8 protein-coding genes are annotated in these 13,364 nt (G+C 62.8%); 4 read left to right on the top strand and 4 right to left on the bottom strand.

The features are described 5' to 3' along the window. The 4 genes from AC1DLB_RS06440 to AC1DLB_RS06425 all read left to right on the top strand — a co-directional run. Positions 1–6,212: glycoside hydrolase family 94 protein (locus AC1DLB_RS06440; protein ID WP_477784755.1), on the top strand; the 6,212-nt coding region annotated here is incomplete at its 5' end. An 87-nt stretch (positions 6,213–6,299) separates the two neighbouring features. Then, entirely contained in the window at positions 6,300–6,446 is a 147-nt protein-coding gene (locus tag AC1DLB_RS06435) for a lmo0937 family membrane protein (protein WP_105341819.1), read from the top strand. Between the two features lie 18 nt (positions 6,447–6,464). Further along, the gene (locus AC1DLB_RS06430; protein ID WP_477743053.1) at positions 6,465–7,808 is read left to right on the top strand and encodes a glucoamylase family protein; all 1,344 of its coding nucleotides are present in this window, start codon (positions 6,465–6,467) and stop codon (positions 7,806–7,808) included. Continuing rightward, positions 7,808–9,331, top strand: coding sequence for a mercuric reductase (locus AC1DLB_RS06425; RefSeq protein ID WP_111453635.1), 1,524 nt, complete (start codon positions 7,808–7,810; stop codon positions 9,329–9,331). The genes AC1DLB_RS06430 and AC1DLB_RS06425 overlap by 1 nt, the downstream gene beginning before the upstream one ends. Here AC1DLB_RS06425 and tkt read toward each other — a convergent pair. From tkt to AC1DLB_RS06405, 4 genes are all read right to left on the bottom strand, one after another. Continuing rightward, on the bottom strand, positions 9,302–11,392 hold the full coding sequence (gene tkt / locus AC1DLB_RS06420) for a transketolase (RefSeq protein WP_477784756.1): 2,091 nt from the start codon (positions 11,390–11,392) through the stop codon (positions 9,302–9,304). The genes AC1DLB_RS06425 and tkt overlap by 30 nt on opposite strands. Positions 11,393–11,582: 190 nt before the next feature. Beyond that, complete coding sequence (locus tag AC1DLB_RS06415; RefSeq protein ID WP_111453637.1) at positions 11,583–11,837, bottom strand: DUF1652 domain-containing protein; 255 nt, start codon at positions 11,835–11,837, stop codon at positions 11,583–11,585. A 114-nt stretch (positions 11,838–11,951) separates the two neighbouring features. Next, positions 11,952–12,680 (bottom strand): Crp/Fnr family transcriptional regulator, encoded by a 729-nt coding sequence (locus AC1DLB_RS06410; RefSeq protein ID WP_105342226.1) that lies wholly within the window; start codon positions 12,678–12,680, stop codon positions 11,952–11,954. A gap of 253 nt (positions 12,681–12,933) precedes the next feature. After that, positions 12,934–13,364 (bottom strand): sensor histidine kinase (locus AC1DLB_RS06405; protein ID WP_477784754.1); only part of this gene is annotated, 431 nt, incomplete at its 5' end.

Here is a 13,364-nt window from a genome sequence, read left to right as displayed (position 1 = left end):
AAGAATCCCCGGCGCGCTTCGATGTCACCGCCAAACGTCTGCACCGCTGGACGCGCGGCGACTGGCAATTGCTTCCTTGGGTATTCGGGCACTGGACGGGGGCTCAGGCGGTACCGCCGATTGGCCGCTGCAAGATGCTCGACAACCTGCGTCGCTCGTTGTTCGCGCCCTTCGCCCTGGCCAGTCTGGTGTTCTGCTGGTGGCTGCCGTTGCCGCTGGCGCTGCTCGCTACACTGTTCGTGCTGGCGACCCTGATGATTCCGGCCCTGCTGCCAACCGTCTGCTCCCTGCTGCCGCAGCGGCGCGGCATCCGTCTGCGCAATCACTTCGGCATGTTAGGTGCCGACCTGCGTCGCGCGGCTCTGCAGATTGTGCTCTCGCTGGCCTTTTTGGCGGACCTTGCATGGCGCATGGGTGACGCTATCGGGCGCACCTTGGTGCGGATGTTCTCCAGCCACGATCACCTGCTCGAATGGACCACCGCTGCGCAGGCGTCCAGCTGCCCTTTGCCAGACCTGCGCGGCAGTTACCGGCTGATGGCTGGTGGCACCGCGCTTGCACTGCTGATAAGCGCAGTTGGCCTGGCCTTGGCGCCCAGCTCCTGGCCGCTAGCCGGTCCACTAGCGTTGCTCTGGTTGGCAGCGCCGGCGTTGGCTCTGCTGAGCAGCCGGCCATCGAAGGTCGCCCGCCAGCGCACGGCTTCGCCGCTGGACGCGCATGCCCTGCGCTTGACCGCGCGACACACCTGGCGCTTCTTCGAAACCTTCGTTACAGCGGAGGATAACCTGCTGCCGCCGGACAATTTCCAGGAACAGCCCAAACCGGTACTCGCACATCGCACCTCGCCGACTAACATTGGGCTCTACCTGCTCTCGGCAGTCGCTGCCCGCGACTTTGGCTGGGCCGGCAGCATTGAGACGCTCGAGCGCCTGGAAGCGACCATGGCAACCCTGGAGAAGCTGCCGCGTTACCGCGGGCATTTTTTCAACTGGTATGCGACCCACGACCTGCGAGCCTTGCATCCGGCCTACGTGTCGTCGGTCGATAGTGGTAACTTCGCCGGGCACCTGATCGTGCTCGCCAACGCCTGCGATGAGTGGCGGGAAAGCCCGTTGGCGCAGGAGGCCTGTCGTGGCCTGATGGACGACCTGTGGCTGGTCCAGGAGGCCATTGGCGGGCTGTCGGGCGCCGGTGGCGAGCCGCTGCGGCAACTGCGCGACGATCTGGAGGAAGTCCGCGTCCACTTGGCGGGGCTGCAAGCATTCGACGGACTGCTGCCGAGTCTGAAGCGGCTGACCGAGAAGGCCGCCAAGGTGGCCGTCAGGGTCGTTCCGGTCGGCGAGGGTGATGACCTGCTGTTCTGGGTCGAAGCGCTGCGCAAGGCAGTGGCTGAACACCTGCGCGACCGCACGCTGCCGGACGAGGCGCGGTCTACATTGGCGCCGCGCTTGCAAGCGCTCGCCGATATGGCCCGGGCGATGGCCGGGGCGATGGACTTCAGTTTTCTGCTCGACCCCGAACGAAAGCTGCTATCGATCGGCTACTCCCAAACCGATAATCGCCTCGATCCGAGCTGCTATGACTTGCTCGCCTCGGAAGCACGACTGGCCAGCCTGTTCGCCATTGCCAAGGGGGATGTCCCGACTCGTCACTGGTTCCGCCTCGGACGCATCGCAACGCCGGTCCCCGGCGGCTCGGCGCTGATCTCCTGGTCCGGCTCGATGTTTGAATATCTGATGCCGTCACTGGTGATGCGAGCGCCGGCTGGCAGCCTGCTGGAACAGAGCACTCGTCTGGTGGTGGCGTTACAGGAAGCCTACGGCCGTTCGTTGGGCATCCCCTGGGGGATCTCGGAGTCCGCCTACAACGCCCGCGATCTGGAGTTCACCTACCAGTACTCCAATTTCGGTGTGCCCGGGCTTGGCCTCAAGCGCGGGCTGTCCGAGAACGTGGTGGTCGCGCCTTATGCGACCGGTCTGGCGGCGATGATCGATCCGCAGGCGGCGCGCCGCAATTACGAGCGRCTGGCCGGGATGGGCGCGCAGGGCCGCTATGGTTTCTACGAGGCGCTGGACTTCACCCGCTCACGGCTGCCGGATGACGAGAATGTGGCGATCGTTCGCTGCTTTATGGCCCACCATCAGGGCATGACCATCGTTGCCATCGCCAATGCCTTGCACGATGGCAGGATGCGCTGCCGTTTCCACCGCGAGCCGATGATTCAGGCCTGCGATTTGCTACTGCAGGAGCGCGTGCCACGGGACGTACTGTTGGCGCATCCACGAGCCGAAGAGGTGACTGTTTCCGCGACCGAGGGCCGCAGCGAAACCCTGCGGCGCATCGATGCGGGAGGCGGCGGCGCGCCGATCACCCATCTGCTCTCCAATGGCCGCTACGCGCTGATGCTCACCTCGGCAGGCGGCGGTTACAGTCGCTGGGGGGATATCGACGTGACGCGCTGGCGTGAGGATGCCACCCGCGATGACTGGGGCAGCTTCATCTTCCTGCGTGACACCCAAAGTGGGGAAGCCTGGTCGGCGACGCTGCAGCCCAGTGGCCGCGACGTTGAAAACGGCGAGGTGCTGTTCCACGAGGATCAGGCCGAGTTCATTCATCGCCAAGGCTCGCTGGTCACCAGCCTGGAAGTACTGGTGTCCGGCGAGGACAACGGCGAAGTGCGGCGAGTTTCGCTGGTCAACAACGGGCGCAGGCCACGCGACATCGAACTGACCTCCTATGCCGAGGTGGTCCTGGCGACTCGGGCCGCTGACAGCGCGCATCCAGTGTTCTCGCGAATGTTCGTGCAGACTGAATACCTTGCCGAGTTCACGGCACTGGTCGCCACTCGCCGCCCGCGTGGACCGGAGGAAACGCCGGTATGGGCGGCGCACTTCGTGGTGGTGGAAGGTGAACTGATCGCTGATCCGCAATACGAGTCCGACCGCGCGCGTTTCCTTGGCCGCAACCGTAGCGTGCGCGAGGCGCTGGCGATCACCGGGCATCGGGCGCTGTCGAACAGCCAGGGGACGGTCCTCGATCCGATCTTTTCCTTGCGTCAACGTCTGCGGGTTGGGCCCGGCAAAGTTGCGCGGGTAGCCTTCTGGACGGTGGTCGCAAGCTCGCGAGAGGAATTACTGGATCTGATCGACAAGCACCATGAACGCAATGCCTTCGAGCGCGCCAAGACCCTGGTCTGGACCCAGGCCCAGGTGCAATTGCGCGACCTTGGCATCGACTCCGAGGAGGCGGCGGACTTCCAGCGCCTGGCCGCGCCGATTCTCTATGTTGACCCACGTTTTCGCGCTTCGGCGCCGGCCATCATACGAGGGGCGGGGTGCCAGTCGGGGCTATGGCCGCTGGGGATTTCTGGTGATCTGCCGTTGGTTCTCTTGCGCATCGACGAGGTCGAGGACCTCGCCCGGGTCCGTCAGTTGCTGCGTGCCCGTGAATACTGGCGGATAAAGGGCCTGCACGTCGACCTGGTCATCCTCAACGAACGGGCGTCGTCCTATGTGCAGGACCTGCAGGAGGCGATAGAAACCGCAGTACGCAGCACTCAGTCTCGCCTGCACTTTGGCGAGGAGCGCAGGCGCGGTGCGGTCTACACATTGCGCACCGACCTCATGACCGTAGAAACACGGGCATTGCTGCAGGCCGTGGCGCGAGTCGAGTTGATCGCCCATCGTGGTTCCATTGCAGACCAGCTCGAGCGCCTGCCAAAGCCTGCGCCGCGCAACTGGCTTGCCGTCCGCCAGCCTCCGTCAATGCCAGTGTGGCCGTTGCCGGAGGCACCGGTCGGGGATGACGGCCTGGAGTTTTTCAATGGCCTGGGTGGCTTTGATCGCAACGGGCGGGAATACCTGATCACGCTTGAGCGCGACCAGACGACGCCCGCGCCGTGGATCAATGTGATCGCTAACCCGGCGTTCGGCTTCCAGGTCTCGGAGCACGGCAGCGGCTACACTTGGGCCGAGAACAGCCGTGAAAACCAACTCACCCCCTGGTCCAATGACCCGGTCGCTGACCCGGGGGGCGAGGCGCTGTATATCCGCGACGAGGAAAGTCACCAGCTTTGGAGCCCTACCGCGCAGCCGATCCGCGACGACGGCGTCTACCGCGCTGCGCACGGCTTCGGCTACAGCCGCTTCAACCATTCGGCACACGGCATTCACACGCAATTGCTGCAGTATGTGCCGCTGGACGACCCATTGAAAATTTCCCGACTGACCCTGCGCAATCTGTCCGGGCGGCCACGTCAACTGTCGGTGACGGCCTATGTGGAATGGGTGCTCGGCACCTCGCGCGGGACCAACGGGCCGTTCATCCAAACGGAGATCGACGCCGCCAGCGGCATGCTGCTGGCRCACAACCCATGGAGTATCGCCTTCCCGGGCCGTGTGGCATTTGCTGATCTCGGCGGCCGGCAAAGCGCCTGGACCGCCGACCGCCGCGAATTCCTCGGTCGCCATGGCGGGCCGGCGGCGCCTCGGGCGCTGCTCGGTAGAGCTCCGTTGTCCGCGGCCTGCGGTGCCGGTCTGGACCCATGCGCGGCGCTGCAGTGCGTCGTCGAGCTGGCCCCCGGCGAGTCTGTCGAGGTGCTGGTTTTGCTGGGGCAGGCCGTATCGACCGATGCTGCCCGGGAGATGGTTCTGCGTTACCGCGAGCGTGACCTGGACGAGGTACTTGCAGCGGTCAAACGGCACTGGGACGAAGTGCTCGGTGCAGTGCAGGTACGCACGCCCGACCGCGCCCTGGATATCCTGCTTAACGGTTGGCTGCTCTACCAGACTCTGGCTTGCCGCATCTGGGCTCGTTCGGCGTTCTACCAGGCCAGCGGTGCCTATGGTTTCCGTGACCAGTTGCAAGACTGCATGGCACTGGCATTCGCACACCCAGCGCAAACCCGGTCTCATCTGCTGCGTGCTGCCGCCCGGCAGTTCGTCGAGGGCGATGTGCAGCACTGGTGGTTACCGCATTCGGGGCAGGGGGTCCGTACGCGGATTTCCGATGATCGTGTCTGGCTGGCCTTTGCCTGCGCCACCTATGTCACGTCTTCCGGGGATGCCGGGGTGCTGGACGAGAGCGTGCCGTTCATCGAAGGGCGGCAGTTGCTCCCCAGCGAAAGCGACGCGTTCTTCCAGCCGATGCCCGCGGACGAGTCGGCTTCGCTGTTCGAACATTGCGCCCGCGGTCTCGACCAGTGTCTGACGCTGACCGGTGCCCAAGGCTTGCCGCTGATCGGCAGCGGCGACTGGAACGACGGTATGAACCGGGTTGGCGTGGGCGGGCAGGGCGAGAGTGTCTGGCTCGGCTGGTTGCTGTTGAGCACCTTGAACAGTTTTGCGCCTTTGGCCGACGGCCGCGACGATCAGCGTGCCAAGCGGTGGCGGGCGCATGCGGGGTTGCTGCGCAAAGCGTTGGAGCGTGAGGCCTGGGATGGCGACTGGTATCGCCGGGCGACGTTCGACGATGGTACGTGGCTCGGCTCGGCGGCGTGCGAGGAATGTCGGATCGACTCCATTGCGCAGTCCTGGGCGGTACTCTCAGGTGGCGCCGATCCCGCCCGCGCGAGGCTGGCGATGGCCTCGCTGGAGCGTCTGCTGATCCGCCGCGACGACAACCTGGCGTTACTGTTCGCACCCCCGTTCGCGCACACTTCGCTCGACCCCGGCTATATCAAAGGCTACCCGCCAGGCCTGCGCGAGAATGGCGGGCAGTACAGCCATGCGGCGATGTGGACGATCCTGGCGTTGACCCGACTCGGGGAAGGCGATAAGGCCGTCGAGTTGTTCGCGCTGCTCAATCCGATCAACCATGCGCGCACGCCACAGCAGGTCGAGCGCTACAAGGTCGAACCTTATGTGATCGCCGCGGATGTCTATTCCGTTGCGCCGCATATAGGCCGGGGTGGCTGGACCTGGTACACCGGCTCGGCCGGCTGGATGTACCGCGCCGGCGTAGAGGGGATTCTGGGGTTGCGCCGAGAGGGGGCGTTTCTCGTTGTCGATCCCTGCATCCCGCGTCACTGGCCAGGTTTTGAAGCCCGTCTGAGGCTGGACGGCAGCGACTACACGATCAGCCTGAAGTCGGCGGGACGACGTTGCCGGGACCTCGAGCAGGCGCTGCTCGATGGTGTACCGCAGACCTGCGAGCAAGGGGCCGTTCGCGTGCCGCTGGACGGATGTGCGCATCGTCTTGAGCTTGTTCTCTAATGGGTACGCTGGCGCACAGAACTACGTTGCCGATGCGTTCAATCTGGAGGTGTTCAGAAAGTCCTGGATCACAATCGGAGAATCGTCATGCTACAAACAATCGTGGTCGTCCTGATCGTCCTGTGGTTACTTGGGCTGGTAACGTCGTACAGCCTGGGCGGCTTCATTCATGTCCTGTTGATCGTGGCGCTGATTTTGCTGGCGGTCAGTTTCTTTCAGAGCAGGCGCTCATAAGCCTCTTYGGTCCTGCCGATGAACAGGGTTGAGCGCCGCTCGCGGACAGTACAGTCCACACTCGCCGATGAAGCGCTTTTCGATCGCCTGCAGCGTGCCGCCTTGGGTTATTTCCTGCAGACATTGAATCCGTTTAACGGACTGGTGGCCGATACCTCGCGTCCCGGTTCGCCCGTCAGTATCGCGGTGGTCGGATTCGCCCTGTCAGTGTATCCGCTGGCCGTAGATCGGGGCTGGTTGACACGGGCCGACGCGCTGCGGTTCAGCCTCGCCGCACTGCGTTTCTTCCAGGCCAGCGATCAAAGCGGTAGCCCCGGGGCGACAGGATATAAAGGGTTTTATTATCACTTCCTTGATATCCATACGGGTGTGCGGGTTTGGCGCTCGGAACTGTCGATGATCGACACCGCTTTGCTGATCGCCGGCGTGTTGACGGCAAGCCTGTATTTTTGCGTGGATACCGCTGACGAGAACGAGTTGCGGGGCCTGGCCGACTTTCTTTATCGGCGCATCGACTGGCGCTGGGCACAGGACAGTGGTGAGACGATAAGGCAGGGTTGGAAACCCGAATGCGGGTTCCTGCATTACGGCTGGGAGGGCTACAGCGAGGCCATCCTGCTGTATGTGTTGGCGCTCGGCTCGCCAAGCTGTGCAATCGTGGGCGACTGCTACCGGGCATGGACCTCCACCTATCAGTGGGAAAACCTCTACGACCATGACTATCTCTATGCCGGGCCGCTGTTTGTCCACCATTTCTCCCATGCATGGATAGATTTTCGCGGCATCCACGATGGTTTCATGCGTGAGAAGTGCTCGGACTACTTCCAGAACAGCCGACGCGCCGCTTACATCCAGCGTGAGTACGCGCGGCGTAACCCGCAAGAGTTCGCCGGCTACGCTGAAAATTGCTGGGGCTTGTCCGCTTGCGATGGGCCGAGCGATGAGCAGCCACAGCTGTCCAATGAGCCGCGGCGATTGTTCGGTTATGCCGCTCGTGGCGTACCGTACGGGCCGGATGACGGCACACTGTGCGCCCCCTCGGTGGTGGCGTCGTTGCCGTTTGCGCCGGAAATTGTCCTCGACGCGGTGCGGCATATGATGGAGCGCTACCCGGAAATGTGCGTCGAAGGGCGCTTTTCCAGCAGCTTCAATCCGAGCCTCGCCGATGCCAACGGGCGCGCCTGGGTGTCCCCAGGGCACTACGGGCTCGATCAGGGCATTGTACTGATGATGATCGAGAACCATCGTAGCCAACGGATTTGGGAGCTGATGCGCGCCTGCCCCTACATCCGCGACGGTTTGCAGCGCGCAGGGTTCCATGGCGGCTGGTTGCAGCAAACGCCATTTGCGGGAGCAGGCTGATGACGCAAGACTACGATGGGTCGATCACCACGCCGCAGGATGCTTATGAGCGTCAACGCCTGGCCAGTGTGCATCCGCCGCGCTGGGTCAATCCGCACGCTGCCGAGCGCTACCACTTGGTGATAGTCGGTGCGGGGCCTGCGGGTCTGGGCGCCGCGAAAACCGCTGTAGCGCTCGGCGCCAGGGTGGCGTTGATTGAATGCAGGTTGATCGGCGGCGATTGTCTGAACAATGGTTGTGTACCGTCGAAGGTGATTATCCGGACGGCGCAGTTGTATGCCGAAATGCGCGATGCCCGGCACTATGGCGCGCAAGTGCCGAGCGACATTCAGGTCGACTTCGCTGCCGCGATGGAGCGCGTACGGCGTATCCGCAGTCACCTCAGCGGCGGCGATTCGGCGGCACGATTGAGCGCAATTGGCGTGGATATGTTCTTCGGCGAAGTGCGCTTCACGGGGGCTGATTCGCTGACCGTCGATGGGCAGACCCTGCGCTTTCGCAAAGCCTTGATTGCGACTGGCGCGGCCCCGAATATCCCGCTGATTCCCGGTCTCGCGCAAGCCGGTTACCTAACCAATGAAAACGTTTTCGATCTGACCGAGTTGCCGCGCCGCCTGCTGGTGATTGGTGGCGGCCCCCTTGGCTGTGAACTGGCCCAGGCCTTCTCCCGGCTTGGCGCACAAACCACCATCGTGCAAGACATGCCGCTGTTCCTCGGCAACGAGGAACGGGACGCCGCGCAACTGCTCTCGGATGCCTTCGCTCGCGACGGCATCGAGGTCCGTCTGAACACCCAGGTCGTTGCCGTGCGCGTAGAGGGTGGGCAGAAACTGGTCGACCTGGTCAGCGACGATTACCGCAGTACGGTTGCCGTCGATGCGATCCTCGCCGGCATCGGCCTCTCGCCGAATGTCCAGGGCCTGAACCTGGAAGCCGCCGGTGTCGACTACGACGCCAGTGAGGGAATCCGTGTCGATGACTTCCTGCGCACAAGCAATCCGCTTATCTACGCTGCCGGGGATGTCTGCCTTGAGCACAAGTACACCCATACCGCCCTGGCTTCAGCCCGCATTGTCGTGCAGAACGCCCTGCTGCGCGGTCGCGAGCGGATGAGCCGGCTGGTAATCCCCTGGTGTACCTACACCGATCCGGAGATTGCTCACGTCGGTTTGTATGTGCGTGAGGCCAACCGTCGGGATATTCCGGTGAAAACCTTCACCATTCCCATGCATCAGGTCGATCGTGCGGTCACTGACAGTGAGGAGGAGGGTTTCGTGAAAATCCACGTCAGGGAGCGCACGGACCAGATTCTCGGTGCCACCATCGTCGCTCGCCATGCCGGCGACATGATCAACGAAATCACCCTGGCCATGGTGGCGGGCGTCGGCTTGCGCACATTGGCCCTGGTGATCCATGCCTATCCCACGCAGGCGGAGGCGATCCGCAAGGCCGCCGATGCCTACAATCGTACCCGCTTGCCTCCTCGCGTCAGGTCACGTTTGGCGCGTTGGATGGAGCGCTGAGTCAGTAGCCTGAAGCCGTCCCAGCAGYGCCTTGGCGCGTGCACAGACATTGTCGATGCTGAAGCCGTATTCGCGCAGCAGTACGTCGGCCGGTGCCGAGGCGCCGAAGTGTTCTACCCCGAGCATGTCCCCCCGCGCGCCAATGTAGCGCTCCCAGCCTTGCCGCACACCCAACTCGACCGCCAGCCGCGCGCCGACTGACGGCGGCAGTACCGCGTCGCGCTCGGCCTGCGGCAGGGCCTCGAACAGCTCCCAACTGGGCATGGAGACACAGCGCACGGCAATGCCTTCGCGTTCCAGGCGCTCGCCCGCCGCCAGGATCAAGGCGACTTCCGAGCCACTGGCGAGCAGGATCAGTTCGGGCTCGCTGTTCGCCGCATCGCTCAGCACATAGGCGCCGCGACGCAATCCATCTGCCGGGGCATAGCGGTTGCGATCCTGGGTTGGCAACGATTGCCGGGTCAAGACCAGCAGCACAGGGCGGTCACGGGTGGTCACCGCAACCTGCCAGGCGACTGCGGCTTCATTGGCGTCGGCGGGGCGGATCAGCACCAGATTCGGGATGGCGCGCAGGCTCGCCAGTTGTTCGACAGGCTGATGGGTAGGGCCGTCCTCGCCGAGCGCCAGGCTGTCGTGGGTGAACACATGCACCACGTGCAGGCCCATCAGTGCCGCGAGGCGTAGCGGTGGGCGCATGTAGTCAGAGAAGATCAAGAAGGTCGCACCAAAGGCAATGAAGCCGCCGTGTGCGGCAAGGCCGTTGACGATGGCGCCCATTGCATGTTCGCGCACGCCGAAGTGCAAGTTGCGACCCGCTTTGCTCCAGCCGCCCACGTCAGAGCCTTGTTGATCCGTGCCCGTGGTAGGCGGCGGGTTGAAGTCTCCAAGGCCCTTGAGCGCGGTTTTCGTTGAGGGATCGAGGTCGGCGGAGCCTCCGCTCAATGCTGGCAGACGGGGCGCGATGGCATTGATCACCATGGCGCTGGCGTCGCGTGTGGCCAACCCCTTGGCATCGGTGGGAAACACCGGAATGTCTGCATCCCAGCCCGGCGGCAGTTCCCCGTTCAGGCGCTGCTCCAGTTCATGGGACAGTTCTGCAAAGGCCTTGGTGTAGACGTCCATGCGCATGTGCCAGGCAGCCTCGCTCCGCACCCCGTGTTCCACGGCCTTGCGGAAATGCGCCAAGGCAGCGTCGGGTATCAGGAAGTCCGGCTCGGTGGGCCAGCCCAGCTTCTCCTTGGTCTTGCGCACCTCTTCCACGCTGAGCGGCGAGCCGTGGGCCTTGAAGGTGTCCTGCTCGGGTGAGCCGTAGCCGATATGTGTACGAACGAGAATTAACGATGGCCGCGTGCTTTGCGCCCGTGCCGCCTGCAGCGCGGCATCTATCGCCAATAGGTTATTGCCATCTGCCACCGACACTGTGTGCCAGCCGTAGGCCTCAAATCGCCGCGCACGATCCTCGGAGAAGGTCATGGCGGTGCCGGCGGCCAGAGTAACGGCATTGTCGTCGTACAGGCAGGTGAGCTTGCCCAACCCGAGATGGCCGGCGAGCGAGGCGGCCTCGCTTGCCACGCCTTCCATCAGGTCGCCGTCGCTGACGAGGGCGTAGGTATGGTGGTCGACGACCGCATGACCGGGACGGTTGTAGCGCGCGGACAGTTGCGCCTCGGCCATCGCCATGCCGACCGCGTTGGCCAGGCCCTGACCAAGCGGCCCGGTAGTGGTCTCCACGCCGGGCGTGTGTCCGCGCTCGGGATGCCCTGGCGTCTTGCTACCCCATTGGCGGAAACGCTTGATCTCCTCCAGCGCAAGCTCGTAGCCACTGAGGTGCAGCAGACTATAGAGCAGCGCCGAGYCGTGTCCGGCGGAGAGCACGAAACGGTCGCGGTCGGGCCACTGCGGGTTGCGCGGGTTGAACTTTAACCAGCGCGTCCACAACACATAGGCCATCGGCGCGGCACCGAGCGGCAGACCGGGGTGGCCGCTATCGGCTTTTTGCACCATGTCGAGCGAGAGGAAGCGTAGGGTATCGATGCATTGCTGGTCGAGTTTGCTGGTCATGATGGTCTCTTGGTGAGGTAAAGGGGACTCAGCGCGTCGCGGGTGTTTCGGTTGTGGTCCACATCCATCATCGGGTTCACGTCCCTTTACTCGCGGTTCCCGCTTTGATCCAACGCTCATCAGGTATGTCGTGTATTCCACCACCAGATAAAAAATGCCCGCCCATGCGCCGGGATTTCTCGTTGAGCCTCTACCCAATCCTGAGCGTTGGCCTCTGCCCATGAGTCGTTTCGAGGTCCTCCTGAATTTCAGCTATAAACTTGCCTATCGCTCGATTGCAATTGAGGCTGGCTGTACTAATTCCCGTAACCAACAGCTCTACTCGACCAGAGACAGGCTCGAATATCAGAGCTTGCAGTGATCCGCTTTGATCGACTCGGCACTCGCAGGACAGGGGACGGAGTGCTGACTCGATGATGTGACGCAACTCAAGCGTGGATAGCATGATGACTCCAGTGAAGACGGTGGACTCGGGAAGGGCGAGTGTTGAACCGTCTCATAGCTGGAGTGTGAGGGACGCCGTCGGGGTGGTCTGTTCGCTAGAACACGCAGGTGCGGGTCAGCAAGACGGTTTTAACGGAACATAGGGCAACAGGCGCTCGGTTTCTTTTCTGACGACGGCGTAGCACTCGCAACTCAGTTGCTCAAGTGCGGCCCTGTCCAGCACCTTGATATGGCCACGGCTGTATTCGATGACGCCCAGGCGTTGCAGTTTGCCAGCGGCATCGGTCACGCCTTCACGGCGTACGCCGAGCATGTTGGCGATCAACTCCTGGGTCATGATCAGTTGATTGTCTTGCAAGCGATCGAGAGACAGCAGCAACCAGCGGCACAATTGTTGATCGATCGAGTGGTGGCGGTTGCACGCGGCGGTCTGCGCCATCTGGGTGATCAACGCCTGGGTGTAGCGCAACATCAGCAGGAGCATCTCCCCGTGGCGATTGAACTCATCCTTGAGTCGCTGGCTGGGTAACCGAAAGGCATGCCCGGCGCTCTGCACGATCGCCCGGCTTGGTGTGCTTTCACCACCCATGAAGACGGCGATGCCGATCAAGCCTTCATTGCCTACCACTGAAATTTCCGCCGATGCGCCGTTTTCCATCACATACAGTAAGGACACGATGGCGTCGGTGGGGAAGTAGACGTGCCGCAGGACATCCCCGGATTCGTAGAGCACCTTGCCGAGCGGCAGGGTGATCAGTTCGAAGTAGGGCAACAAGCGCTCCCTCGATTGTGCAGGAAGGGCCGCCAGAAGATGGTTCTGTTGTGGCTTGGGTGTATCAAACATATCAGCCAGCATCCGAGGTTGAGACTTCCAATACCTAAAGATTAATCCATGGCGCACGCCGTACGCTGCCATATGGGGCCGTCCGTCGGTTTTGCCGGCACATTCAATTCGGGCCAGGCCCTTGGACGGCCGTCGAGGATTGGCGGCTCCATAGGCTCCTTGTCATCTTTCAGGCCTTTGAAGAGCGGCGTAACGGAGGAAGACGATGCGAGCGCTTCGATCAGGCGTGAGTGCTATTAAGTGCAAAGAAGCGTCAATGGCTCACCAGCGGCAACATCACCACGAACTCACTTCCCTTACCATTACCCTCGCTCGTGGCGGTGACCTTGCCACCGTGCGCTTCGACCAGCTCCCGAACGACGGTCAACCCGATGCCCAAACCGGAGCCGTTGAAACCTATGGCGTGTTCGTCTTGAACATAAGGGTCAAAAATAAAAGGGAGTGCTTTAGCCGAAACGCCGATTCCATTGTCGGAAATACTTATCTTCAGAACGTCGGCCTCTACCGTGGCAGACAGCTTGATTCTGCCTTCGGCCGGAGTGTACTTGGCCGCATTCGCCAGTAGATTGTGAAGAATCTGAGCGAGGCGTCCTGAATCACCATTCACCATCAAGGTGCCATCTGGAAGATGGACGTCGAACTGCTGCTGTTGCGCGATCATCACAGGACCACACGCATCAACAG

The sequence above is a fragment of the Pseudomonas sp. 05N434 genome (assembly GCF_056396965.1).
This window is presented reverse-complemented; position numbering and strand designations above follow the sequence as displayed.